This is a genomic window from Psychrobacillus sp. AK 1817 (assembly GCF_008807035.1).
Lineage (GTDB): Bacteria > Bacillota > Bacilli > Bacillales_A > Planococcaceae > Psychrobacillus > Psychrobacillus faecigallinarum.
Genome location: NZ_CP031739.1, coordinates 504,114 through 529,877 on the forward strand (window position 1 = coordinate 504,114; position 25,764 = coordinate 529,877).

At 36.3% G+C, this 25,764-nt stretch carries 30 protein-coding genes and 1 other annotated feature; of the genes, 8 read left to right on the top strand and 22 right to left on the bottom strand.

Annotated elements, in window-relative coordinates:
- Positions 1-47: 47 nt before the first annotated feature.
- Entirely contained in the window at positions 48-1,832 is a 1,785-nt protein-coding gene (locus tag D0S48_RS02580) for an ABC transporter ATP-binding protein (RefSeq protein WP_151109895.1), read from the bottom strand.
- On the bottom strand, positions 1,832-3,586 hold the full coding sequence (locus D0S48_RS02585; protein ID WP_151109897.1) for an ABC transporter ATP-binding protein: 1,755 nt from the start codon (positions 3,584-3,586) through the stop codon (positions 1,832-1,834). Before D0S48_RS02585 ends, D0S48_RS02580 begins: the two co-directional genes overlap by 1 nt.
- Positions 3,587-3,778: 192 nt before the next feature.
- On the opposite strand from D0S48_RS02585, the gene D0S48_RS02590 reads away from it, so the two are divergent.
- On the top strand, positions 3,779-4,525 hold the full coding sequence (locus D0S48_RS02590; protein WP_144536499.1) for an SDR family NAD(P)-dependent oxidoreductase: 747 nt from the start codon (positions 3,779-3,781) through the stop codon (positions 4,523-4,525).
- 171 nt (positions 4,526-4,696) lie between these two features.
- On the opposite strand, the gene D0S48_RS02595 is transcribed toward D0S48_RS02590, so the two are convergent.
- From D0S48_RS02595 to D0S48_RS02630, 8 genes are all read right to left on the bottom strand, one after another.
- A complete protein-coding gene (locus D0S48_RS02595) occupies positions 4,697-5,074 on the bottom strand; it encodes a GNAT family N-acetyltransferase (RefSeq protein ID WP_151109899.1) in 378 nt (125 codons plus the stop codon).
- 44 nt (positions 5,075-5,118) lie between these two features.
- Positions 5,119-5,631 carry a GNAT family N-acetyltransferase gene (locus tag D0S48_RS02600; RefSeq protein ID WP_151109901.1) on the bottom strand — a complete coding sequence of 171 codons (513 nt, stop codon included), beginning with the start codon at positions 5,629-5,631 and terminating at the stop codon, positions 5,119-5,121.
- A 23-nt stretch (positions 5,632-5,654) separates the two neighbouring features.
- Positions 5,655-5,849, bottom strand: coding sequence for a hypothetical protein (locus tag D0S48_RS02605; protein WP_191697088.1), 195 nt, complete (start codon positions 5,847-5,849; stop codon positions 5,655-5,657).
- Between the two features lie 122 nt (positions 5,850-5,971).
- Positions 5,972-6,364, bottom strand: a complete 393-nt coding sequence (locus D0S48_RS02610; protein ID WP_151109905.1) for a VOC family protein — start codon at positions 6,362-6,364, stop codon at positions 5,972-5,974.
- A gap of 90 nt (positions 6,365-6,454) precedes the next feature.
- Positions 6,455-6,871 (bottom strand): GNAT family N-acetyltransferase, encoded by a 417-nt coding sequence (locus D0S48_RS02615; RefSeq protein ID WP_151109907.1) that lies wholly within the window; start codon positions 6,869-6,871, stop codon positions 6,455-6,457.
- Positions 6,872-7,028: 157 nt separating this feature from the next.
- Positions 7,029-7,496, bottom strand: a complete 468-nt coding sequence (locus tag D0S48_RS02620) for a DinB family protein (protein ID WP_151109909.1) — start codon at positions 7,494-7,496, stop codon at positions 7,029-7,031.
- A gap of 1 nt (position 7,497) precedes the next feature.
- Entirely contained in the window at positions 7,498-7,911 is a 414-nt protein-coding gene (locus tag D0S48_RS02625; RefSeq protein ID WP_151109911.1) for a DUF6157 family protein, read from the bottom strand.
- Between the two features lie 16 nt (positions 7,912-7,927).
- A complete protein-coding gene (locus tag D0S48_RS02630; protein ID WP_151109913.1) occupies positions 7,928-8,221 on the bottom strand; it encodes a hypothetical protein in 294 nt (97 codons plus the stop codon).
- 136 nt (positions 8,222-8,357) lie between these two features.
- Here D0S48_RS02630 and D0S48_RS02635 point away from each other — a divergent pair, with 136 nt between their 5' ends.
- Both D0S48_RS02635 and D0S48_RS21260 read left to right on the top strand, forming a co-directional pair.
- Positions 8,358-8,798, top strand: coding sequence for a GNAT family N-acetyltransferase (locus D0S48_RS02635; protein ID WP_151109915.1), 441 nt, complete (start codon positions 8,358-8,360; stop codon positions 8,796-8,798).
- 309 nt (positions 8,799-9,107) lie between these two features.
- Positions 9,108-9,428 carry a DUF1062 domain-containing protein gene (locus tag D0S48_RS21260; protein WP_370455720.1) on the top strand — a complete coding sequence of 107 codons (321 nt, stop codon included), beginning with the start codon at positions 9,108-9,110 and terminating at the stop codon, positions 9,426-9,428.
- A gap of 258 nt (positions 9,429-9,686) precedes the next feature.
- On the opposite strand, the gene D0S48_RS02645 is transcribed toward D0S48_RS21260, so the two are convergent.
- The 5 genes from D0S48_RS02645 to D0S48_RS20510 all read right to left on the bottom strand — a co-directional run bounded on the left by D0S48_RS02645 (position 9,687) and on the right by D0S48_RS20510 (position 14,346).
- A complete protein-coding gene (locus D0S48_RS02645) occupies positions 9,687-10,940 on the bottom strand; it encodes a Y-family DNA polymerase (RefSeq protein ID WP_144536520.1) in 1,254 nt (417 codons plus the stop codon).
- A gap of 223 nt (positions 10,941-11,163) precedes the next feature.
- A complete protein-coding gene (locus D0S48_RS02650; RefSeq protein ID WP_151109917.1) occupies positions 11,164-12,141 on the bottom strand; it encodes an HD domain-containing protein in 978 nt (325 codons plus the stop codon).
- A 20-nt stretch (positions 12,142-12,161) separates the two neighbouring features.
- Positions 12,162-13,202 carry an ABC transporter permease gene (locus tag D0S48_RS02655; RefSeq protein WP_225321672.1) on the bottom strand — a complete coding sequence of 347 codons (1,041 nt, stop codon included), beginning with the start codon at positions 13,200-13,202 and terminating at the stop codon, positions 12,162-12,164.
- Entirely contained in the window at positions 13,199-14,038 is an 840-nt protein-coding gene (locus D0S48_RS02660; protein ID WP_144536524.1) for an ABC transporter permease subunit, read from the bottom strand. The genes D0S48_RS02655 and D0S48_RS02660 overlap by 4 nt, the downstream gene beginning before the upstream one ends.
- A gap of 143 nt (positions 14,039-14,181) precedes the next feature.
- Complete coding sequence (locus tag D0S48_RS20510) at positions 14,182-14,346, bottom strand: hypothetical protein (protein ID WP_191697084.1); 165 nt, start codon at positions 14,344-14,346, stop codon at positions 14,182-14,184.
- A gap of 503 nt (positions 14,347-14,849) precedes the next feature.
- Here D0S48_RS20510 and D0S48_RS02665 point away from each other — a divergent pair.
- Complete coding sequence (locus D0S48_RS02665) at positions 14,850-16,256, top strand: HD domain-containing protein (protein WP_151109919.1); 1,407 nt, start codon at positions 14,850-14,852, stop codon at positions 16,254-16,256.
- A gap of 43 nt (positions 16,257-16,299) precedes the next feature.
- On the opposite strand, the gene D0S48_RS02670 is transcribed toward D0S48_RS02665, so the two are convergent.
- Positions 16,300-17,100, bottom strand: coding sequence for a class I SAM-dependent methyltransferase (locus tag D0S48_RS02670; RefSeq protein ID WP_151109921.1), 801 nt, complete (start codon positions 17,098-17,100; stop codon positions 16,300-16,302).
- 114 nt (positions 17,101-17,214) lie between these two features.
- Here D0S48_RS02670 and D0S48_RS02675 point away from each other — a divergent pair, with 114 nt between their 5' ends.
- Entirely contained in the window at positions 17,215-17,673 is a 459-nt protein-coding gene (locus D0S48_RS02675; RefSeq protein ID WP_151109923.1) for a hypothetical protein, read from the top strand.
- A gap of 66 nt (positions 17,674-17,739) precedes the next feature.
- On the opposite strand, the gene ileS is transcribed toward D0S48_RS02675, so the two are convergent.
- From ileS to D0S48_RS02685, 3 genes are all read right to left on the bottom strand, one after another.
- The gene (ileS, locus tag D0S48_RS02680; protein ID WP_370455751.1) at positions 17,740-20,793 is read right to left on the bottom strand and encodes an isoleucine--tRNA ligase; all 3,054 of its coding nucleotides are present in this window, start codon (positions 20,791-20,793) and stop codon (positions 17,740-17,742) included.
- A gap of 76 nt (positions 20,794-20,869) precedes the next feature.
- Positions 20,870-21,110, bottom strand: a binding site (T-box leader).
- A gap of 267 nt (positions 21,111-21,377) precedes the next feature.
- Positions 21,378-21,500, bottom strand: a complete 123-nt coding sequence (locus D0S48_RS21075) for a hypothetical protein (protein ID WP_255475380.1) — start codon at positions 21,498-21,500, stop codon at positions 21,378-21,380.
- 1 nt (position 21,501) lies between these two features.
- The gene (locus D0S48_RS02685) at positions 21,502-22,809 is read right to left on the bottom strand and encodes a tetratricopeptide repeat protein (protein ID WP_144536534.1); all 1,308 of its coding nucleotides are present in this window, start codon (positions 22,807-22,809) and stop codon (positions 21,502-21,504) included.
- A gap of 421 nt (positions 22,810-23,230) precedes the next feature.
- Between D0S48_RS02685 and D0S48_RS02690 the strand changes: the two genes are divergently transcribed.
- The 3 genes from D0S48_RS02690 to D0S48_RS02700 are packed head-to-tail and all read left to right on the top strand — an operon-like array spanning position 23,231 to position 24,099.
- Positions 23,231-23,746, top strand: coding sequence for a sigma factor-like helix-turn-helix DNA-binding protein (locus D0S48_RS02690; RefSeq protein WP_191963857.1), 516 nt, complete (start codon positions 23,231-23,233; stop codon positions 23,744-23,746).
- Positions 23,739-23,927: a YvrJ family protein gene (locus D0S48_RS02695; RefSeq protein ID WP_144536538.1), complete on the top strand. Its 189-nt coding sequence runs from the start codon at positions 23,739-23,741 to the stop codon at positions 23,925-23,927. The genes D0S48_RS02690 and D0S48_RS02695 overlap by 8 nt, the downstream gene beginning before the upstream one ends.
- The gene (locus D0S48_RS02700; RefSeq protein WP_144536540.1) at positions 23,914-24,099 is read left to right on the top strand and encodes a hypothetical protein; all 186 of its coding nucleotides are present in this window, start codon (positions 23,914-23,916) and stop codon (positions 24,097-24,099) included. The genes D0S48_RS02695 and D0S48_RS02700 overlap by 14 nt, the downstream gene beginning before the upstream one ends.
- A gap of 98 nt (positions 24,100-24,197) precedes the next feature.
- On the opposite strand, the gene fosB is transcribed toward D0S48_RS02700, so the two are convergent.
- The 3 genes from fosB to D0S48_RS02715 are packed head-to-tail and all read right to left on the bottom strand — an operon-like array spanning position 24,198 to position 25,750.
- Positions 24,198-24,620 carry a metallothiol transferase FosB gene (gene fosB / locus D0S48_RS02705; protein ID WP_151109929.1) on the bottom strand — a complete coding sequence of 141 codons (423 nt, stop codon included), beginning with the start codon at positions 24,618-24,620 and terminating at the stop codon, positions 24,198-24,200.
- A 28-nt stretch (positions 24,621-24,648) separates the two neighbouring features.
- A complete protein-coding gene (locus D0S48_RS02710; protein ID WP_191963858.1) occupies positions 24,649-25,218 on the bottom strand; it encodes a histidine phosphatase family protein in 570 nt (189 codons plus the stop codon).
- Positions 25,208-25,750 (bottom strand): GrpB family protein, encoded by a 543-nt coding sequence (locus D0S48_RS02715; RefSeq protein WP_151109931.1) that lies wholly within the window; start codon positions 25,748-25,750, stop codon positions 25,208-25,210. The genes D0S48_RS02710 and D0S48_RS02715 overlap by 11 nt, the downstream gene beginning before the upstream one ends.
- Between the last annotated feature and the right edge of the window lie 14 nt (positions 25,751-25,764).

A 25,764-nucleotide genomic window follows, 5' to 3' on the forward strand; every position in this document is an offset into this window, starting at 1 on the left:
TCCCATACTTTTACTCTATTAATGCTTGTGACAGCTTTTTGAATTTTTTATGCTATATCATCTACAACTCCATTTTGTAGCAGGTACATCTTATGATATAACCCTTTTTCATTTAATAATTGCTGATGTGTCCCTCTTTCTACAATCTCTCCATGATGAAGTACAAGTATTAGTTCTGCATCCTGGATTGTACTTAATCGATGGGCAATCGCAATCGTTGTTCTTCCTTTTCGCATATTTTCAAGACTGCTTTGTATCGCTACCTCAGTTTCTGTATCTATATTGGCAGTTGCCTCATCCAAGACGAGGATTTTCGGATTAGTGGCAATTGTTCTTGCGAAGGCAATTAGCTGCCTTTGTCCACTTGAGAATGTAGATCCTCTCTCAGAAACTTTTTGCTTATAACCCTTTGGTAATTTTTCAATAAATTTGTTAGCCTGCACGAACTCCGCAGCATTTCTTACTTCTTCGTCTGTCATATCGGGTGCGTGAAGTCTAATGTTGCTTTCAATGTCTCCATAAAAGAGGAATGGATCCTGTAGCACTAGCCCCAACTTATTTCTAATCTCGGCCATTGGAAACTCTTTAATAGAATGATCATCAATTCTTATATCTCCACGTTCGAACTCATAGAAGCGCATAAGCAAGTTGATAATGGAACTTTTTCCACTTCCAGTGTGTCCAACTAGTGCGACTGTTTGACCTGGCTCAGCTGTGAATGAGATATTTTTCAGCACATCTGTTTTTCCATCATAGGAAAAGGTAACATTTTTAAACTCTATTTTCCCTGACTCAATTTTTGCAGTTTCTTTATTTTGCTGTTCTGGAGTTAGGTCATTTTCATCTAATAGCTTAAATACTCGGGAAGCTGCTACGATTGCTTGTTGAAAAATAGATAATCTCTGCATCACTTGATTGATGGGTTCAAAGAATCTATCAATATATGTGACAAAAGCATAGATAACCCCAACCTCCACAATATTGTTCATAGAAGTGATTCCAAAATAGCTCAGCAAGATAATGATCGCAAGTGCGTAAACCATATCAATTGCAGGGCGTAGTAACAAGCTATCTAATTTAATGTTTTTTCTTCCAGCCTTCCAATGTGAGTTGTTTATATCATTGAACTCATCTTGAAGTCTATCCTCCTGCCTAAACGCTTGAATCATCGTCATCCCTTGTAAGGATTCAGCAAGCTTGGCATTCAATTGACTAAGTCTTTCGCGTAAATCCTGATATACTACCGAACTATATCGACGGTAGGTAACAATAATCACAAATAGAATCGGAAGTAATACAGTTGTTATTAAAGCAAGCTTCACGTTCAATAGGAACATGGCAATATAGACCCCGATGATTAGGAATCCACTTTGTATAAAGCCTACTAGTACGCTCACAAACATATCCTTAATAGCCTCTGTATCATTTGTTACCCTAGATACGATGCTACCGGCAGGCGTTTTATCGAAATAGCGCATTCCTAGTCGATGCACCTTTGAAAAGACGTCTATACGCATTTGCTGTATTATCTTTAAGGCAATTTCCTGGAACTTTAATAATTGAAAGTAACTAACTATAATATTTCCTATTTGAATAAAAATATATCCTAGCGCTAGTCCAACAAGTGGACCCGTTGGGAATATTCTAGGAGTTAAATAATTGTCCATAAAGGTTTTAATCAAGTATGGTCCAAGAATATCTCCCGTCACTGTTAATATTAATAGAAACAAGGCAAGAGTAATCGCTTTTTTATGTGGTTTTAGGTAAGTGAGCAGTCTTTTGAGAACTTGCCATTGGTCTTTTCCTGTAAGCACTGGCTGCTTTTCATTCATCAGACACTACCTCCTTTTTCCACAAGTGTTTCTAGTTGCTGTAATTGATACATTTCATAATACATCCCTTTTAGCCTCATTAACTCCTCATGAGTTCCTTTTTCTAAAATAGTACCTTCATCCATTACAATAATTTGATGAGCGTGCTGAATAGCACTCAAACGATGGGAAGTAATAATCGTTGTTTCATCTGTTCGATTTTTCTTCAGTGCTTCTAATATTGCTTCCTCTGTCCTTGCATCTACTGCAGAAAGAGAATCGTCTAGTATAAGCAATTCAGGCTTCATCATAAGAGCGCGTGCTATGGATATGCGTTGCTTTTGTCCGCCCGATAATGACACGCCACGTTCACCGACAATCGTGTTATAGCCATCTGTGAACTGCAGTATATCCTCATGGATATTTGCTAACTTTGCGGCTTCATATACTTCCTCCATTGTTGCCCCAGCATTTGCAAATGCAATATTGCCCGCAACAGTAGTAGAAAATAAGAAGTGATCCTGTGGCACATAACCGATTGCTTCTCGCAGGTTTCTTTTCTTATATGCATCAATGGAATGATTACCATACATGATTCTTCCCTGATAGCCCTCAAACTCTCTCATAAGCAATTTTAAAATTGCTGTTTTTCCTGAACCTGTCTTTCCAACAATCCCAAGCGTTTCACCTTGTTTAAGGGTAAAATGAATGTCACGAAGGGCAACACGATCATCTCCAGTAAACTTGAACTGTTCGATATCAAAGTGAATATCGCCAGCAGGCTTAATCTCTAAAGCCCCAACATGGTCATCAATTTCGATTTCTTCCTCTAGGATATTTCGAATTCGGTCATAGGAAGCTCTCCCACGTTCAACAATGTTAAACAACCATCCGAAAGCAAGCATCGGCCACACCAATAAGCCTAAATACGAAGTGAATGCAAAGAGGTCTCCTACGCTCATCTCTTCTGCCAATATAAAACGTGTTCCGAACACAATCGATAAGAAAAAACACATTCCAACTACTAAAGAAATCGTAGGGTCAAACAGAGAATCCACTTTCGCAACATGCATATTTTTGTCTACAACTTCTTTAGAAAGGTGAACAAAGTCTTCTGTATCTTCTTTCTCTTGTCCAAAAGTTTTAATAACCTTTACACCTGAAATGCTTTCTTGAGCTTTATCATTTAAATTTGAGAAAGCCTCCTGCGCGAAACGGAAACGTTGGTGTAGCAGCTTCCCATAATAACTAGTAGAGATTGCCATCAACGGTAAAGGAAGCAAAGCAATGATTGTAAGTTTCCAGTTAATCGTAAAAGCCATAGCGGCAATTACAAAACCTCCAGTTGCTAAGGAATCAACCAATGTCAAAACCCCTGAACCCGCAGTTTGCTGCACAGCAGACAAATCATTAGTTGCGTGAGCCATTAAATCTCCAACTCTCTTTTTCTGATAAAAGGAAGGAGCCATTTTGGTGAAATGATGAAATAACTTTTCTCTCAATAATCTTGCGAGATAAATGGAAGAGCCGAAAATCATAATTCTCCAATAATACCGCAAAACATACATACCCAAAGCGGCCGCAGCCAAAATTGCAAGCCATTTTATTAAGAATTCGCTTGTCAGCGCACCCTCATGAATCTCATCAACTACTAAACCAATAATTTTTGGTGGAAAAAGCTGCAAAAATGCTACAAAAAGAAGCATTAAAATACCGAATAAGTATTGCTTTTTCCTTTGTTTAAAATACCAACCCAACTCCAAGAATACTTTCACTTTATTTCCCCCAAATTACAAATTAAGACTTTACTAGTTTAGCAAATGTTTGAACATTACGAAAGATGGGAAAACAAAATAATTCGAAATCTGAAATAATTCCAACGAGCTATATTAGAAGCTTTCGATTACGAAAACACAAAAAAATAATTATGATACATTTAATAAAAACTACTGAAAGGTGGCATAAACATGTTCAAAGACAAGGTAGTAATTATAACAGGGGCAGCTCAAGGTATTGGTAGAGGTTTGGCACTGGTATACGCGGAAAAAGGAGCTAATGTGGTTTTGGCCGATATCGACGAAACTCTAGGTAAAGAAACGGAGGTTTCATTGTTACAACAAGGTTACTCCTGCCTTTTTATACAGACAGATGTCCGAATTGAAAAGGATGTCATGAATCTAATGACACAAACTACTAGGAAATTCGGCACCATTGACATTCTAGTTAACAACGCTGGTAAGTTTAAGCCCAGCTCCCCTTATGATTTGTCTTTAGAGGATTGGGATGACATTATCAATACAAATTTACGCAGTGTCTTTCTTTGTTCTAGGGAAGCGGCCAAGGTAATGAGAAACAATGAGCATGGTGGCTCAATTGTGTCGATGGCTTCCACAAGAGCGTTCATGTCAGAGCCCAACTCAGAGTCCTATGCAGCCACAAAAGGCGGAATTATTGCATTAACACATTCTCTTGCCAGCTCGCTAGCTCCTGATCATATTATGGTCAATTGTATATCTCCTGGCTGGATCGAAACTGGGAACTATGACAAATTACGAGCAGTGGATCACAGCCAGCATTTCTCAGGCCGTGTAGGAAAACCTAACGACATTGCAAAGGCTTGTATATATCTGACGGACCCATCAAACGACTTTGTGACAGGTATTAATGTGACCGTTGATGGCGGGATGACGAAAAAAATGATTTACGAGGAGTAAATCAAGAGCAAGGAAGACACAGGGAACGTTCTCTATAAAAAATGTATATTCGAGCTACTTCTCTAGCTATGTACATTGCCTATAGAATTCAAAAAGGCAAAAACAATGCCTCTTATGAGATGCCTCATCGTTTTTGCCTAATTGTTTCACGGGACTAGACGCTTACGCTTTTTAAATAGTTTCTAGGTATTGTTTGCTTAAGACAGGATCCGAATATTTAGCCATTCCTGTCTTTACTTTTCTTAATCGCCATTTTTGATAGAATGCTTCGTCTCCCGTAGTCGATTTCAAATGGACACAGGACACATCTCTTAGCTGATAGAACAAACCCTCCATAATAACATTTGCAATTCCTTGCTTTTGAAAATCTTTATGCACAACTACATCATAGATGGCCGCATTAAATACCCCGTCGGTTAACCCTCTTCCAAAGCCGACAATTTGACCTTTCAATACAGCAATTGAGATCACATTGCTAGCTTCATATATTTGCTGAATGACTTCTTTAGTATGCTTTACCCAGCCTACAGATTGGTATACCTCCTTCATTTCATAAACGAAATCGCTTAAAAACTCCCTATGTCTCCTTACATTCACTTTTCAACCTCTTTCCTATAACTAATGAACTCTATTTTTTCACCGTTCATATAATAGAATTCTTTATGAGATGAGATTTTCTGGAATCCATTTTTCTCTAAAACTTTTTGAGAAGGGATGTTATTCGTTGTTGTCTTTGCATCTACTTGGTTAATCTCTTCCCATGAAATAGTCTGCAATAACATTTGCAAGGCCATACTGGCAATACCTTTGCCAGTGTTCACCTCTCCAATTCTGTAGCCTAACTCACCTCTTTTTTGTTTTTTATCAATATCTACTAAATTGATGCGTCCTATAATAGCATTATCTTGTTTGATGAGATAAAAATAAGACTCACCTCTTGCCTGTTCTTCTAGCAAAGTCTTGTTTCTACTATTAAAAATTTCTGGAAGATAGTATTCTTCTCCTCGAGAGGGGACCATCTGTTCAAAATATGCTCTGTTCTTCTGTTCAAAAAGATACAAATCTGTTAAATCATCCAAGCTTAGCATTTCAATACTAATATTCATATAAAACTCCTTTTTGTTGTAGACTAGCTCATTAGCTTACCGATAAAAAGTATGAAAATGACAATAATTGACAATCCTGTAGATACAGCCAGCGTAATAATACCTCTTGTCATCGCCGCCCAGCCCTTTATGTCCTTAAAACCAACAACTGCCAAAACAAAGGTAACTAGTGTTAAGCCGAGCACTATAAACAAGGGATGCCAGCCAAGTATTTGCATGGATAAATTTATCCAATAATTAGAAGATGTCAAGATTAGAATTAGGATTACGGAAATAAGCGCAATGATAAATGAAAAAAGGTTTACATTTACTCGCAAAAGCTAGTCCTTTCCGGTTTTGACTATTTTAGATTCGTTACTGTTTGTATTCGCTCTTTCTCTTCCAGTTTATTGATGTATTCAAAAAATCCTATTTGATTTCCCCATGGGTCTGAAAATGTAGCCCATTTAGCTCCAACTTCCTGTCGGGAATGAATATCAAAATAATCAACACGAAGCTCCTTCATTATTCTTTCACGTTCCACAGTTAGGTCTTTCACTCCTAATCGAAGTGGTCCGCTCCCTTGTGCGGGAACTCCTTCTGAGACTTGAAGCCAGCATCCAGGAATTACCTCCCATTCAACAAATCCACCATGCGGAATAAGATCTGCCTCTTTTTTCAACAAAGTTTTATACCATTTATGACCTTCTTGGAAATCAGAAACTCTAATTTGCACTGTCATCTCAAAAAACATAACTTCCCCTCCATATCAAACGATAAAATTAAAAACATAATTGGCTCGCTCTATCCGATAATCGGTCGGCTTCTTCAGTTAGCCTAAATGCTACTTACTCTTTTTTTCCCATTCACACCAGAAACGCTCGACCCCTGGGTATTTCTCACCAATGCTTGAAACAATAAATCCATAGTTTCTATAAAAGCCAACTGCGTCCTGGTCGGTTTCCGCAGTCAAACGGCTAATTCCCAGTTCCTTCACCACATAGTCCAACATTTTACTTCCTATTCGTTGTTCACGAAGATTTGGAGAAACAGCGATATGTTTGATCTCTGCCTCATTACTAAGTGTCATCTCAATGCCTATACAGGCCACATAATCGTTGTTTCTTTTCCAGCCATATAGCTTTCTTGTCTTAATTTGTTGATAAAGATTATATTCACGTAAAACTTTATCGCTTGAGGTAGCATGTTCAAGTAGGCTAAAAATGTACGGATCAATAGTATCCTCTTCAACTTTATTCATCTAAACACCTATCCTTTGTTGCTCGTAATGAGCGAACGGTTATAAATTTTTTTATCCGGTCATAAATTCTCGCTATCCGGTCATAAATAAATTCACGCTATGCAGTCAAATCCACTATCATTATTGATTTTGCTCCACGTATTTCAACATCAACCAATTAGTAGTCGGAAACTAGTTTATATAATCTACGAATCGTTTCCATATGTATACCTTCATGATAAAAGCTGAATAAAAGAGCCTCTGTACTAGTATTAAATGTAACGCCCATCTTGTTTGTAAAAGGCTTAGGTAGTGACTGTTCAATTGGAAATGTTTGTTTAATCCTATGTGATTGCTCTACTAGTACTTGAGCAATTTCCTCTAGCGTTGAAGGAGTTTCTCTCCACTCTGCAGGTTTTGTTCCTGCTGCAAAATAGGTTTCATAAGTATCTGGTACACCCATCTCTATCCCTAGCAGCATAAAGCATAACTTTTCTTGGGTATAAGCAATATGCCCAAAATTCCATCGGATGTTGTTGTTAAAGCCATTTGGAATTTCGTCTGCTAGGTTTTCTGGTATTTGCTTGATAGCCTTTAATGTGAGCTCCCGTACTTGATCCATATGTCGATAAAAAATTTTCTCCATTTTAATCCACCCTTACAGTTTTTTTAGTACGCATGCCCTTTAAAATTTTTAACTGCGAGCTGTTCTCCAATTGTTTGTAGTGCTCACTTCCTTTTTCATAGATAGCAATCTTCCCAGCCTCATTATAATGAATTCCCCAACCATAATTTTTAACGAGTGGGGAGGCTCTAAAGCATGCCTTAGATTTGCTGAAAAACTCGCTTCTCTTTTCTTCTAAATTATTCATTTCAATTTGATTTTTTATCAAGTAGGTTAAAAACTGCACATCCTCCTGGGTGTACTCGTATGGATTACGATAAATAAGATCATATTCTATAGAAGCAATTGTTGGCTTATTGTGTTTTGGTGTGGGGACTATTGCAGATATAACTGTCGAGTCCTCTGAAATGGTGATAAAGGTGTTTGCATAGCACATTTCATAGCAGCTCCTATTACGTTTGGTATGGTTTGTTTACTTTATTACTTTTCAGCATAATGATTAGACAAGTAACCCATATGTTGATGGGGAAAAACAGAAGCATGATTAACAATCCATTTGTCTCTTTTAGAAATTCGCTAGGGTTCTGTTGATAAAGAAATACAGAGGCCGACGCTAATAGGATGAAACTCGCTATAAAGTTGGTAATCATGGCCATCTTCCTGTTGCATCTTTTTAAGACAAAAAGGGAGAAAATAGTTACTAGTGAAAAAGAAGCTGCAATTACAGCTATAATAATCAAATACAAAAACATCCCCCCTTAACTTCTTCCTATATATTCGCTTTTAGCAGTATAATTACCTTCTCATTTCCAAAGGTTTCCCATTGCAATTTAAATAAAAATAAACTAACTTTATAGAAAAATAAGGAAAGGACTGAAAAAATTGAAATCAAATAAAATTACCTCCCAAGAGGATTTGAAAAAAGCTTTCGCAATTAGAGAAGAAGTATTTGTTAAAGAACAGGGTGTGCCTTTAGAAGATGAATTTGACCAATTTGATACCCTTGCCGGAGATTGTCAGCATATTCTAGTTTTCATTGACAATGTAGCAGTTGGGACAGGTCGCTTAAGAGTAGTAGATGAATTCGGAAAGCTAGAGCGTATTTGTATTCTTCCGCCTTATCGAAAATTAGGATTAGGGAAAGTAATTGTCAAAGCTCTGGAGGATGTTGCGAAAGAATTGAAGGTTTCGAAAGTGAAGCTTCATGGTCAAACCCATGCTGAAGGATTTTATACTGGACTTGGATACAAAACAACTTCGGATATCTTCATGGAAGATGGTATTCCTCATATCTTGATGACGAAAGAATTCACCTTAATTTAACTATTCTAAAAATAATGTTATATGTTATAATATTGTTAAATCTGTTTGGAGAAAGGATACAAAAACTCGTATGCCAACTTTTACTTTGTAATGGACCAACTAAATTGGATAGCACTTTCCCTTAAAAACATCTGTTTTAACCAAGGGATTAGTCTGCCCATCTACCATTACAAAGGGACAAGAGCAAACCAGTAGTTTCGTATGCTTTTTGAGGTCCTTTTTGGGGCCTTTTTTAGTGCAAATTAATAACGATCCTGCCAACATCCAAACGGATGCGATTGTTCCTTTATCTTATATGAGGTGAAGGAAATGACCGTTGTATGTCACAATTGGGAAATACTAAAAAAACAAACGATTCGTAGAGAAGTAAAGCACTGTAAAATGTGCGGGAAAAATTCCTTGTTTACTGATACAAATATTCGAAGACATAATTCAAATGGAAAGCATATATACCGTTTTGCCATTTATAAATGCGAAAAAAACCATACCTGGAATAAAAAATTAGATATTTATAAAACTTTTCGAAGACATGAAAGAGTCCATGGACGTGAACCTGTAAACAAAGAAAGCACGTTGACAGAGCTGCCTGTAAATCTTTATATGGAAAAGCTTATATCGGAAGTTATGTAACGATTAAATCTGTAGAAGGAGTTTATCGAATTGATTCTCTTCTTTCTCAACAAATACCTGACTGGAGCAGAACAGCTGTCGTAGACAAAATAAGAAATGGTTTTATTTTAGTAAATGGTCTATCGATTAAGCCAAGCGCAAAAGTTATGCCGTATGACACCATTATGATTAAGCTGCTCTAACTGACCTTCCCTGTGAGAATATGATTAATTTTCACAGGGTTTTTTTATCGTATTTTCTCTCTAATATTTGTTCATCCTATTTCTTATGACCTCCGAGCAAGCCCGCTCGTTTCACTGCAGTGCCAGCTTCGGTATAGGAAACTGCGCGTAAAATAGCGGTTGAACCATACTTGCTACGCAGATAATCCATCGTCTTTCCAAGCTTGCGTTCCTTCCACTTTCCTTCTTCAAAAAGGCTAAGCTGCATAGAGTTCTCCGGCTCTAGATTAGTGATAGAAATGGATAGCCTTCTCACTGGACTACGGTCATAAAACTCATCAAATATTTTTTCGCAAATTTTATAAATCTTCATAGTCGCATTCGTCGGTTCATCTATGGAGCGTGAACGATTAAATCCTCCCCCAAAAGAGTCTTTACTATAGCCCACTGCAAGATGTATAGTGCGCCCCACCATATTAGCCTCTCTTGCTCGTCTTGCCACATCCTCACACATTTCCAATATGACTGCCATTACTTCTTTTTTTGTCCGGTAATCTCGAAATAACACCTGCCCCTTTCCATAGCTTATCTGGCCGTCTACAATGGGCGCTCCCAGTTCAGAGAGATCTATCCCCCAGGCATGGTGATACAATTGATTTCCCATCACTCCAAATTTATCCTCCAACAACTTCAAGGGAGTTTTTGCTAGCTGTCCTACATTGAAAATCCCCATGTTATTTAGTGTTTTTTCTAAACGAGAGCCAATTCCCCACATTTTACTTAAAGGTGAAACAGGCCATAGCTTTTGTTGAACATCTTCATACGTCCATTTGGCAAAACCTGTTTTTTTGGCATCCAAATCAAGCGCCAGCTTTGCCATAAGCATATTTGGTCCCAGTCCAACAGCACATGGAAGCTGAAACTGATAATGCAAACCGTCCTGTATACGTTTCACCGTGTTCTCAATTGGCCCCCAAAGCCTTTCTGTTCCCCCAAGGTCTGCAAAGCATTCATCCACACTATAGACATGAATCGCTTCACTTGGGACAAACTGATTCAAATAGCGCGTGATTTCCATTGAAACTCGAACAAAAAATTCCATTTTTGGTTCCAACAGATGGATAGAAGGATCGTCTGGTATTTCAAATAACCTCGTCCCGGTCTTTACGCCAAACCTTTTTTTCATTGGAGGAGAAGCAGCAAGCACAATGCTCCCCTTCTGCTCCAAGTTTCCAATAACAGCAATAGGCGTATTCATCACATCTAGTCCTGCTTCTGCCGCTGCACAGCTCGCAAAAAAGCTTCGAATGTCAATGCAAATAATATTTCGATTTTCTAAGCCCTCATACATAAAATCTACTCTCCTCCGAAAGGAACATTCGTTCGTCCTTATTATTATATTGCAAACGTACGTTCTTATTCAATGGTAATGTAGACCATTAGGAAGGAAAACACTTAATCGAATAAATTGAATAAATTCATTACTAATGAGAAACAATTTCAACAGGTAATTGGGACACTAATTCTAATAACAAAATAAAGACAAGCCTAATCACGATATAGGCTTGTCTTTATTAGCAAGATAAAATTTTTACATAGGTTCCTTTTACTGCTCGTTGCAATGCCGTTTGGTTTAATTTTTGAATCTGCTTAGAGCAGTCAGAAGCTCTTACTAAACCATTTTCCGAACAAACTAGAGGATCTATTAGTCTAACCTTCATTTTCTGATGAAAATCATAATTGGTTAGCTCGTCTATCACTTCAACAGAAGGATGAAGCTTTTGAAGAGCATGTTGAATTTCATCATCCTGTGAGCATACTACCAATTGGAGCAACTGATTATCCTCCAAAAGAAAATCCTCTAATGTGATGATTTGTTTATCCAATGCTGCCTTTAAAACAAAAGCTAACTGGTAGTTGCCATATAAATTTAAAGGATTCATAAAGAAATCAATTACTTCCTCATAGTAGACCGATGTAAACCACTCGGCGATTTCTATATTTGGAAGAACCATTTTACCGTCTTTCACGATTAGATTCTGTAAAAAATGTTGAACTTCTTCCATTGAAATATTTCCATAGGCATACAGATCGCGTAATGTGTAATCGACACGATCTGCACATAAATCAGGGGCACTTTGCTCGAGCAAGGACCATCTCGAATCATTAAATAGGATGTCTTTTAAGTTATATCCATATTTAGCTAGGATAGTAGGTATTGAGGAACCGTTAATTATTCTACTATATATTTTTTCATGATAGTCCTCGTCCTTATTTTCCAGAACAAAATCGACGACATGAGAAAAAGCAGTATGTGAAACATCGTGAAGAAGACCAGCAATCTGTTCTTCTAACGAACCCCCTATTTTTTTTACCAGAAGCATGACACCAATGGAATGCTCATATCGAGTGACATTCCATTCTTTCTTTACTAAATAGCTTGCCCCGCCTTGATGTATGCCCTTTAATCGTTGAACAGGCTTACTATTTATTAATTCTTCTAATACTCCATCTATATAAAATTCTCCATATAAGGAATCCACAATAAGCATTGAAGATATCCTCCTTAAGCTCAGACTTTTTGCTTTTCTTTATCCTTATAAAGAAGTTGCATCTTTTCTTGTAGTTGCTGCTGGTTCCATTCAATCATGTCCTCAGACAGAAACGCTACTTTCTTTCTCTTTGGAATATTGACTTGTCCGTTCACTGCGCGAGTATAGCCTTCTATCATTGCGGAAATTGCCAAGATGAGCAATGCAAAGCATATAGCAGGTCCTAGTGGAAGCCATGGTACACCTTGCAGATATCGGAAAGAGGAACCAAAAAGTCCTGCCCATTCATAGGCAATAGACTTTGGAGGATCTCCAAACATAGGGTCATAGCTAACTGCTGTACCTCCAATATACAATTGGAGCAACCCGAGATGCGTAAACACAACTAATGTTTCGACGACCTGTTGTCCATACAAAACGAATAATTTCTCTCTCATCATTGGAAATAGGTGACGGGTAATGATTCTCGGTCGACCAGCCCCTAACGTTTTAGAAGCCAGAATATATTCCTCCTGATCAAGCAGATTGGCCTCGTTGCCTATGAGAGAAGCCACAATTGGTACGGTGATAATGGCCATTAGCACAACCTGGATGATAATTCTCTCCCACACAGTTGTAGAAAATCCCTCCATCGGCTCCCATAGCACTGGGTAAAGCATAAGATAAGAAAAAATGGTCATAGGAATATAATGTAGAGGATCGATAGCGCTATTAATAATGGCCCGTCTCTTCTGCCAATAAGTACCGATTGCAAATCCTAGTGGTACTGCAATAAGCATTCGAACAGCTGCAACTCCCATGGCAGATATAATGGTATATTTTGCTCCAAGCATGATTTTAGCAAACATGTCATAGCCATATTGATCGGTCCCAAGTGGGTGCATCCAGCTTGGGGATAGTGGAGCTGCTTCTATTACTCTGCCATTTTCCATTAAAAAATAAGTTTGTTTCGGATCTGGCCCAAAAATCCACTCAAATATAAAACTGCCTATTAAAAAGAAGGCTAATATAGTAAATCCAAAAACAAAATATGGCTGTCTCCAAACTGATTTCATCTTCATCCGATTGCTCTCCCCTTGTTCAAATGACGTAGAAAATACCACTCGCCAAAACTATAAAGGAGAAACACTGGGAAAAAGAAGCTGCATACCGTGATTAAAAATAACTCTCCTGAAATGTTATTGCTCAAATAATACATAATACCGGGCATATTGAACATTCGTTCAAGAATGAATAAGTTTGAAAGCATGAACCACATAGTCTTTTTTGATTGAAAGAAAATACTAATAACTGCATTTCTAAAAATATGTATAAGTAGAATAGCCAATTTACCGAATCCAAGCGACCTTGCAAGCTCTGCATACATTTTACGTTCTTCAGCCTCGAAAGTAAGCATACTTAAACGATAGAGCTGAACCATTGGTAGAATCATCAGACAAACCACGGGAAGTAAATAAATTTTTTCCCCACCAGTAACAGCTATTTTCAAGAATATACCTGTATGCTTATGGATAATAATGATCAATAGCTGAATAAGCATAATAACCAATATGTCCGGAATCGATTCCAAAAAGAAAAAAACTGTTTTAATACGTTGTCTAACCCGTTCCTTACATAGCATAGTTAGCACTGTAAAAAATAACGCCAACAAAACAGCAACCAGAAGCGCCAAAAATAATACTTCTAACGAATATTGTACAAACCCCTCAATATGCATGCCAGCATATCGGTCCAGAAGTTCTCCTATAGAAAACAAGCCGAGTAAATGATTTCTATATTCTTCCCACCAAAATTCTCCTTGTTGGAAGCCGGTGATTAACAAAGGCAACCCACTAATCAGTAGGATACCAATAAATGCTACAGACAGCTGTAGCATCCATCTCCAAAAAGCCTTCATAAAAAATTCCCCCGTTGTCTGAAAATTACGATGAAATTATCATATCACAATAATTAACAAATAAAAGAGAATTTTTAGAAGGTTGATATATTAATAAAGGAGCCTCTCTAATCGAAGCTGCTTCTCTAAATTATAAATGACCGTTATTTCTTTTTCTCCGCAGTTACAGAAAGAATCTTAGATTCTCCCCCATATTCTAATCGAATATTTTTTCTCGCCTCAATTGGAGATTTTGCGGTCACGGGCTTAACTTGAACAACCCCATTCACTTCCATCTCCACTAGAAAGCATTTTTCACCACATCTCATATAAATCCCTCCATATTGTTCATTTACAATGTAGCCAATAAATAGCTATTAAGCAAAAAATAATGCTGTGATAGAATTTCCTAATAATTAGATGTGGCTCTTGCCCCCTGTTGTTAAGAACGTTCCTTTGGTTAAGGGGACAGTTCCTTTAACTTACAGGCTTTCTCCCATTAGCGATGATTTCTACTCAATTAGAGGACAGATTCAACGTTTTACGTGACACTTCCTAGCACTTTAGGAGTGGTTCGCCACAAGCTCTAGCATTAACTAGCGTTTGCACATTTACTCCTTTGATTTCGAACACCTCTATCCAATATTATTTTAACATGATTTTGGAAATGGATAACTTGAGGTCTTTTATCCAACTTATTATTACTCTATAACAAAGAAAAAGGTTTTTTGAAAATTCAGTAGAATACATATAAAAGTATCAAAATAATAGTCTAAATTGCTTTGCTCAAGGAGGACTTAATACATATATTATTAAATGGAGGTGATTTCAAATGAAAGAAGTAAAAGAGCAGCTTTTACATAGCTGTAACTATTTAGAGGAATTAGAAATGGAACAATTAAAAAAAGTAATGGAATTTGCTGAAAAAGCACATTTAGGCCAAACAAGGGCCACCGGTGAGCCTTACATTGTACACCCATTGGAGGTTTGTCTTATTTTATCGGAATATAAGGCTGACTTAACCACTCTAGTCTGCTCTTTACTTCATGATGTTGTAGAAGACACAACCATTGACCTGAAGGAAATAGAAAATTTATTTGGAGATGATGTTTCCTTTATCGTGGATGGATTGACAAAGTTCGAAAAAGGAAGCTTTGAAAAGGAAGAGTATAGCGCTATCAATATGGAAAAACTCCTCTCCTACGCTATCCAAGATATACGAATAGCTGCTATTAAGCTAGCGGATCGATTGCATAATATGAGAACCCTGGCCATTAAAAGAACGGAAAAGAAAATTCCCTATTCAAACGAAACACTCCTATTTTTTTCACCTTTAGCAGAAAGAATAGGATTATTTACACTCCAAAGAGAGCTCGAAGAATTAGCCTTTAGCTATTTACATCCGCAGCGTTATAAGCAATTTAAAGAAAAGATAAACAATTACACTAAAGTTTTTGAAGAATCATATAAAGAATTTATTACTAAATTAAAAAAAGAGGATACAACTAACATAATAATAAAATCTAGATGGATTAATATCCCCCTATTTCAAGGATATAATTTGTTAAGTGAGGGATTTTATCTTTCAGATATTTTCACCGTCCACATCACTATCAATTCGCCCTTCAATTGCTATACAGCTCTTGGTCTCGTACATTCCAACTTTGAAACTATGCCAGATCAATTTGTAGACCAGATTGCTATTGAAAAACATCCCTTTATCAAGCAGCTCAAAACTAAGGTAAGGGTAGCTGGAGTCCCTTTGACGATTGTTTTACAAGACCAACAGACCCAATATTTTTACCAAAATGGAATTTTTGCAATCATAAAATCGATAGACTCCACTACATTGAGCTCGTCCCTATTAGGAAGCTCTATTCCTTTTGCTAAATCCATTGCTAATAATTCGATTGCCTTTTGCGAACTTGTCTCCCTAGAACTTTTTCATAAAGAAATGGAAATATACACACCTAAAATGGATATTATTAGGTTGCCGGTAAATTCTAATATTATTGATTTTGCTTATGCTCTAAACCCGAATATGGCAAGTAAAATGGCCTTTGCTAAAGTAAACGGCAAGGTAAGCTCACTTCAAACGATATTAAAAGACAAAGATATTGTGGAAATTCATATAAAAAATAAAATTACTGCAAATGCAAAATGGCTCCATTTTGTGAAAACCTCTAAGGCAGTCAAAGAAATAACTGATATTGTTAATGATGAAACGAACCATGCATAATAAATACTCCATAAGAGTGATCACTTATGGAGTATTTATTATGTTAAATTGCGATTAACACAACGCTGTTTAACGATTGCTCACCATGAGAAGTTGCCTTTTCTAACATAGAATAATTAGTTTGAACCAGCGTGTTTATTTTGGTTGAGGAATTTTTGAATTTTTCCCTAATCGATTTTGCAAAGTCTATCTCCCATTTCCCGTCCTGCAGAAAAGAAGCATCTACTATTTTTGTGTCTAGTAATTTCCAACCTGCTTCTTTCATTATTTCTTTCAGTTGCTCCTTATGAAATAAATTTTGAATATTGCCCTCGTCATCAAACTGATCAGCATAAATCGCTAAAATGTTGGCTGCATAAAAGTGAGCAAGTTGCTCTTTCTTAGTCCATTCTAAATCCCATTCAGCGATGCATATGCGTTTAGCAATATGCTTGAGCTTTCTAAAATATGAAAGCAACAAAGCCGGATCCTGAAAATACCAAAGAGAGTGAGAGAGAACGGCTACATCATATTTTCCCTCTATATTCATCTTCAAAATATCTGCCTCAAAAATAAAGGAAATTCTGTTGCCTATTGGAGAAGCCTTAATAAAATCAGTTGCTTCTCCGAGGGTAATAGGAGCACCGTATTCTCTGCTTGCAATATCGACTGCCTTTACAAATCCTGTTTCCCCTACAGCGTTTGCAAGCGCAACTGTTGTATCACCTTGTCCGCATCCAATTTCTAAAACTCGCATACCCTCTTCAATCTTAAAAGCTTGTACCAAATCTAGACGATGTTTAAGCTGTGTTCGTTGGATAGATTGATCCCCTAATGTTTTCATGTAAGTAAGTAATTCTTCCATTTCTCCTATCCCCTCACAGACTAATAAATGTTACATTTAAACAAATAAATGCTAATACAATTAAATATAATATACTTTAACTACTCTTGATATATTTTTTAAAGGAGGAACACAATGATCAATCAGTTACTGGATGAGACACGCAACATTAACTATTTTGTTTATTTAACGAACAGATCAGATGCCTTCCCTAAAATAGGTGATAGCTTAAGGGAAATACATACAAATCTGAGAGAAGAAATTTCTATGGGGTATACAGATTTATGGGTACTAAAAAGAGTGGGATTAATCAGCCAGCTAAATGCTTTCTACTTTCCCGAAAATGATCAAAAAGCAGAAGATAAAAGCGACAAATACCTCCCCGATAAAAAATATATAACATTCACATTCATACAAATTAATCAAGCGACTCCCCCGATGTACCCCAAAATAGATGGAATAGCTGCTCATCTTACTTACGAGGATGCTGAAGATTTTGCTGTTAAGAAAATTGATAAAATGAAGCAGAAGTATCCCGAAAGAGAGTTTTATGTTTTATGTGCTCGTTTAGTAGAAAGAAATTATTGGCATTAAACACAAAAGATGAGGCTTAAACAAAAGGAAGCAATCAATAAAGAATGCTCCCTTTTGTTTTACCATTTATACAAGCGCTGATAATTCTATTTCAATTTCATGGTCTCCTATCGACAATTTTAAACCTTGGACGGATGCCTGAGTAACAATGAGTTCACGCATTAATACGTTTTGCTCCAACATTTGGTGAAAATCCTTAATAATCCTATGCATCTCGTTGTCTGTGCGGAGTATAATATCCACTCTCTGCTCTACGGGGAGAAGCAGCTGTTTTCTATAAGACTGTATAGCCCTGATCAGCTCACGCATCCATCCCTCTCGAACGAGTGCTTCTGTTAACTTCACATCTAAAGTAACAGTTGTTTCCCTATTTGTAGCTGAAGCAAAGCCGTCCATTACTTTCTTTTCGATCATAACATCTTCCTTTAAAATAAAGGTATCCTCGAACATGATACCTCCTTTTTGAAATAGCTCCGTAACCTGACTAGACACTAGGCCTTTTAAATAATTATTGATAGTGTTGGATTGTTTTCCAAACTTAGCCGCTGATTTTTTAAAATCTAGTTTGACGGTATATGTGAAAAAATCTTCATCACTATCAGCCAAATGTAACTGTTTTACATTTAACTCTTCTTTTATAATACTTTCATATGTGAACCAATTTATTGACTTATTGCTCGTAACAAACAGTTGAGAAAGTGGCTGCTTTACTTTTATAGCAAAACTATTTCGTATACTTCTTCCTAGCTCTACAACCTGGAGAACCTCCTCCATTTCCTGTTCGAGTGTTTGATCTATAAGCGATTTTTCTGCTTGAGGATAATCCGAAAGGTGAACACTTTTTCCTGTAAGTGCTAAATAGATATCCTCAGCTATAAAGGGAACAAACGGGGCAAGTAATTGGCTGGTTTTAGTCAAAACTTCGTAAAGTGTTTCATATGCAGCTACCTTATCCTCGTCTATCCCACTTGACCAAAAACGTTCCCGAGACCTTCTCACATACCAGTTACTCAACTGCTCCACTAACTTTGCAATATCCCTAGCGGCACTTGTAAATTTATAATCATCTAAGTGACTGTTGACTCTGCTGATAGTACTATGCAGGCATGAAAGAATCCAATTATCTAATATTGTTTTCTTTACCTGTCTATCGCAAGTCACAATATATTTATCTAATTTCGTATATAAATCATAAAAAAGATAAACATTATCGAGCGTATCAACCAGTTTGGATTTTGCTTCCTGAACAATTTTTTCTGAAAACCGTTTCTCATTCCATGGGGCACTGTCAATTAGTAAAGCCCATCTAAGTGAATCCGCTCCATATTTTTGGATTAGGTCAACAGGATCCAACGCATTCCCTTTGCTTTTAGACATTTTTTGACCGTTCTCATCTAAAATATGTCCAGTGGAAAGCACACGCTTATATGGTGCTTTACCTGTAAATAGGGTAGAAACGGCCAATAAACTATAAAACCAGCCTCTTGTTTGGTCAATTCCTTCGACTATAACATCCGCTGGAAACTGCTTGGAAAATAACTCTTTGTTCTCAAATGGATAATGATATTGGGCAAAGGGCATAGAACCACTGTCAAACCATACATCTATTACTTCTGGAGTTCTTTGCATCGGTCCACCACAGGAAGGACAAGATAGCTGAACCTTATCCACATATGGCTTGTGTAGCTCAATATCCCCTAGTTCATTTAAAGAATATTTATTTAATTCATCGATAGATTTCGGCACTATCTCTACCTTACAATTATTACATTCCCACACATTAAGTGGTGTCCCCCAATAACGTTTACGACTGATATTCCAATCCATCATTTGTTCCAAAAAGTTACCGAACCTACCATGCTTAAGGTACTCAGGATGCCATGATACAGATTCGTTGTTATCAATAAATATTTCTTTTAGAGCTGTCGTTTGTATAAACCAACTTTCCATTGCGTAGTAAAGGAGTGGGGTGTCACAGCGCCAACAATGGGGATAGCTATGTTCATATTTTTCCTTATGGAATAGTAGTCCTTTATTGGAAAGAAATCGGACTATATCTATATCGCATTCTTTTACAAATCGACCTTCAAATCCTTTTATTGCTGAAGTATATCTCCCTCTCTCATCCACCACACTGATAAAGGACAAGTCATTTTCCTTTACCACTTTATAATCGTCTTCTCCATAAGCTGGCGCGATATGCACAATTCCAGTACCGCTATCGCATGTGACATAGCTGGCGGTAACTACTTTATGACCAAACTCAACACTCATAAAGTCAAAAAGTGGGGTATAGGTAATACCTTCTAATTCCTCCCCTCTAAAGGTGGAGAGAATTTCATAATCGTCTTGCATTACTTTTTCTAACAAAACTTTAGCAAGTATATAAACCTCTTCTCCCTTCTTCACACGAACATATTCCAGCGTAGGGTTAACTGCTAAAGCAACATTTGCTGGTAGCGTCCAGGGTGTGGTCGTCCAACCTAGGAAGTATTCATTCTCTGCATCTGTTAACTTAAATTTCGCTGTAGCCGATAGATCCTTCACCATTTTATAGCCCTGCGATACTTCGTGCGAACTTAAGGAAGTTTGACAACTAGGGCAGTATGGTGATACTCTATGACCTTTTTGTAGCAAGCCCTTGTCGTGAATGGTACCAAGGATATTCCATACACTTTCAATATAGCTGTTGCTCATCGTCATATAGGGATTACCCATATCCACCCAGTATCCTAACTTCTCTGTGAAATCACGCCATTCCTTCTCATAAACAAATACGCTTTCCTTACATTTTTCGATAAATGCTTCCACACCAAAATCTTCTATGTCATTCTTTCCAGAGATGCCAAGCTGTTTTTCTACACCTAATTCTACTGGCAACCCGTGTGTATCCCATCCCGCTTTTCGAATAACTTGATATCCTTTCATTGTTTTGTATCTAGCGATCAGATCCTTAATCGTTCTTCCGAGGGCATGCCCTACATGAGGCATGCCATTTGCTGTGGGCGGCCCCTCATAAAATACAAAGGATGGCCTTCCATCTCGTTGGTTTATAGATTCTTGAAAAACATTTTTCTCTAACCAAACTTTTCGTACTTTTTCTTCCCGTTTTGAAACTATTTCCTTCTTGTTCTTGTTAACCAATTGGCATCACTCCTTATTAAGTTTAATAAAACATACAAAAAACCCGTCCCAGTAAAGGGACGGGTTTAACCGTGATACCACCCTAATTCTATGGAAAATTTCATTCCAATAGCACTTAGCCACGTACAAGCATACGCGTTCCTTTTAACGGTAGACACCCGATCGAGCTTACTATGTTCAGCACGACTTCTCAGAGAGGATTTTCAAAAATGACCTGAACACCGACTTTCAGCAAAGCATCGGCTCTCTTTGGAGCAGGTTCATATTCTACTTTTTCTCATCAACGAATTTGTATGGTTTTATTGTGGATAAATTTAACATGTAAATAAAACTAATGTCAATAGGAAGTATAGATATTTTAGAAAAATTTAAAAATCATATGGAGGATAACAATTCACTTTTCAACACGAGTATACATGATATGCTCCATTAAACGCGTAATTATCAGTCCTTAAAGACCGTACTTAGAACTAAACCTGCAAAAATAATAGACACTCACCTAGTTTAAAAGTGAGTGTCTATAGTTAAATATTTATCAAAAGTCCATGACAAGACTTTTATTAGATGTTCGAATCGCCTGTTGAAGTTGGTCTTGGTGCCTCTTCCTCTGCAGCAAATGTAGAAGTCCCAAAGCTAAACAATACTGTTAATGTTATCAAGCTAAGAATAAATATTTTTTTCATATTATAAATCCTCCCATTTTGAAATAGATTTTTGTCTGAATAATATCTCATTTGCCTTTTGATAAAAAATATTGGCTGCTTTAAAACGACTGTTCCTATAATAATAATCTGCTAATAATATAGAGTACTTTTGAACGTGTCGATCGTCATGGACCTTCTCAAAATAATTAATCCCTTTTTTAATGATAGCTTCGAAATCTTCAGAGCAACTATGAAACGCTTTATATATGTGAAAATGGTGTATGTAAGATAGAGTGGCCATTGTTTGATTGTCCTTTATTTCATCCAATTTACTTAACCCAGCTTCACACCAGCTTAGCACACGCAAATGATCCTTTTGCTTGGAATACTCCTTAATAATTGAAAGAGTAGTTATCATATACCCTTCCACTTGGTGTGGGCCCTCTTTATTTTCCAAGCTATGTTTATAATACTCGATTGCCTTTTCATGGTTTTCTTGAATGGCCTGAAGTGAACCAAGGTTTTGATAAAGCATACCTTTATACTGTGTCAGCCTATAATCCTTAGCCAGCTTTTTCGCAAGATTGTAGTTCTTTTCGGCCTCTACATAGTTTTTCATGTTTTTGTAGGCCATTCCTGTAACTATGTAACTGTCAATTGCTCTTTCAAAGAGTAAATTATCCTTATAATACTTCAATGATTTACTAGAATGATTGATAGCATTGAAATATTCGTTGCATTTAAAGTAGGTCAAGCTTATAGCATTGTGAAAGTCTGCTAGTTCCCACTCCTCAAAAGAATTATTATTCAATAGCTTGAGAGCTTGCTCAAGCCTTTCTAATGCCGCATAATATTCACCAATTAGATAGTTGTATAACCCGAGGTTCAAGTTTAAAAGGAATTTTTGTTTTTCATCAAAATCATCTTCCATTTTAATCAAAACTTGATAATATGGATAAACCTGAAGGACCTCCTCATCTACAACTAACATTAATCTAAACATATACAAATTGTAGCTATAAAAGTTTTTCAACATAGAGAAATTAACTTTACGGGCAGTATATTGTTGTATGCAAACTTTAAGTCTCTCTTTATCTCTTGTCAATATGGAGCTTTTATACAATTCATACAAGTTATTAATAATATTATTTTCTTCTTCCTGTGATATTTCTTCCAGCATCAAATTTAATCGATCTAACAAAGGCTCCATTACCTCTTTACTAGGCATGGTGGAATTATTTTCAATCTTGCTCAAGTAAGAAGTGGAACAAATACCTTTCGCTAATACTGTTTGTTTAATATTTCGATTTAATCTTTCCTGCTTAATAATGAGACCAATACTACTCATCGGAAGTCACCTCCTTACATGTAGTATAGTTTATAATTCTGCTTAAAACGCTGAATTCCTTTTTTATATTTTCGACTTTTTTCAGCAAAATTCTCAATAAAAAGTAAAATTATTTGTAAAATCAATATATTATAATAAAAATGAATGAAAAGAAGAAATATTTATCAAACGATATTAAATAACAGTACTTTTTACTTTTAATTTCCCATTAATATTTTGTTTATTTTTCAACTAAAATTTAGTAATATTTAGGATATAGAAATACATTTTTTACTTTTTTTTCTAAACAAAGAATGGAGTTGTAAAAATTATAAAAAAAATACCTTTATAGAACAACACTATTTCACTCGCCTCGGTAAAATCCTTTTTCCATACCGCTAGCCTAGCAATACATTCTAAGATTTAGGGGGGAATGTTCAAGATGGGGACTGGTAATAAAAAGATAATAGAAGAGTTTCTAAGTTACCCTGACAACAAAAAACTGTTTGAGGATTATCAGTACACCAAGAGCCAAGAGATCAAAAATCAATTAGATAATGAATTCAAAAAGTTTTATCAGAAAATCCGAATTTTGTCTTATGTTATAAAGGTTTTACATTATGAAAGTAAACGGTTCGATCAGAAGGAGCGATTGCACAGATCAAAGAATATATTATCGCTAGACAGCGATGATAAAATTACAGTCATTTATCATGAAAGGTTTTTTACGGATTTTATTGGTTTTTCTGATGACATAGCCGATCATATATCATCTGAAAAATTATTTTTTAGTATTAGGAAGCTTTCTGAACGTCAAAAGAAAATACTCTCCCTAGTCTTTGTGAAGCAAATGACAGACCGAGAAATCGCATCGTATTTCGGTATCTCCCAGCAAGCTGTTTCAAAATCTCGACGCAATATAATCGATAACATTCGAAAGGAGCTTACTTATGATTGAAGCGGGTAATATTGTCCAAATGATTGGCAACTTCGGCTTTCCAATTGTAGTCTCCATCTATTTACTTCATCGATTTGAAAACAAGCTAGAAGCTCTAGAAAATTCCATGCATGACTTGTCTGATGCTGTTGTCCAAGGTACCGATAAAAAGAAAGGTGGGAAATTGAGTGGACGAAGCTGAGATATTAGCTTTAATAACGCAGCTAAAGCCAAAGATGCAAAGGGTTCTTCATCAAACTAGCTTTGAATATCGAGAGGATTTGGAGCAGGAGTTAAAGGAAAAAATTATAAAGATTATACAAAGTAAAATCTCATATAATACACCTAGCTTCTTTGATTTAAGTAATGAATAGGAGATGAAGATTTATTATTAACCATATTATCATTCTATTTAATAGCATTTGACACCCTCTTTAATAGCTGGGTGTCAAGTGTTTTTATATGACTAATTCTATTCATAGAACTTCATATGTAGTTTTTCTTGTTTATAATATTCTAATCTGTCCATTAAGCTTCCAGTATGAAATTCAAATTTATGTCCATCAGGGTCCGTAAAATATATAGATTTTTTATCCTTTTCTACCCTATCACGCCCCTTAAGAATAGTAACATTCAATCTTTTAAGCTTCGAAGAAATATGTTCCAAATCATTTTCGTCAATGGTAAAAGCGATATGTGTATATGATTCTTTTATCTCTTCTCGAGGTATACAAGGTTCCTCATTTAATGCAATCCAAATACCATTTAAGTCGAAATAGGCTGTGCTTCTTCCTACGACTAATAACTTTGCGTCAAACACATCCGCATAAAATTTAATAGATTTCTCCAAATTAGATACCGAAAATAAGAAATGATTTACCCCTCTAATGTTCATAAACTACGCTCCTCAATCTTCTTCCTCTTTAGCAAATGATTTTTTGATTACTGATTCTCTCTACATCTATCAAATCCTTACCTTTAAAGGATAATTTGTAAATATCAGGCATTCCTAACTCTCTCCAAAAGTTATAATCATATTTCGCGTCAAAGTAATTCATTATTAGAACCATGATGTTTCCGTGTGTACCAATAGCTACGTTCTTTCCCTCGAAACGTTCTAAAGTCTGGTAAACTACTTCGACCCCTCTTTTTTGTGCAAGATAATTAGATTCTCCACCTTCAAAAGCATAGGAGTAATTATCCCATACCATTTCTATTGCTTCACTAAAATTCTCAACCGGTTGTTCGCTTAATACTCGTTCTTTATAGTCTTCCATCAATTCAATGGGTAAGTCCAAAAATCGTGCAATTCCTTCTACAGTTTGAATAGCTCTTTTATAAGGACTAGAGATAACATGATCAATTCCTTCCTCTTTCAGCAACTCAGTTATCCATCTTGCATCTTCTTTCCCTCTTTCAGATAAAGGGCGCTCGAGCTCGTTAGGTGTATAAGTGGAATGAGCATGTCTGACAAAGTATAAATTAGTTATCATTACTAGACCTCCTTTTGGCAATCAGTGATTTTACAAAGCTTTCTTTTAAATTCGTATAATTATTAATATTGATATTTCCTCTCTTAGAAAGTTCCTCTTTTAACTCCATGTACTCTTTTTTCTCATGTTCATGATTGTTCAAATAATCCCGAAAGAATATTAAATTTCTCCAATGCTCCCCTTTATATTTCACCAAATGAACAAAGTGAGTTTTAATCTCATATAATTCATCTTTAAATCGAGCAAGTACAATTTCCTTTGGTCTCTCTACTCGGAGTCGCAAAAAACCTACAGAATGCATAGCTTTAAAGAAATCCTTATCTAACGCATTTATATCTTCCACTCCTACTACAATATCAATGATTGGCTTGGATGGCATATCAACAATAGCTGTGCTACCGATATGCTCTACACGACCTGTTTCTAAACCGGTTGAAAATAATATTTGTTTCTTTACCCTTTGGAATTCTTCGGTCCACTCTGCTGTGTATGGAACTAACTTAACCTCATCCTTATACATACCTAAATTCATTTTATTCCTCCGTT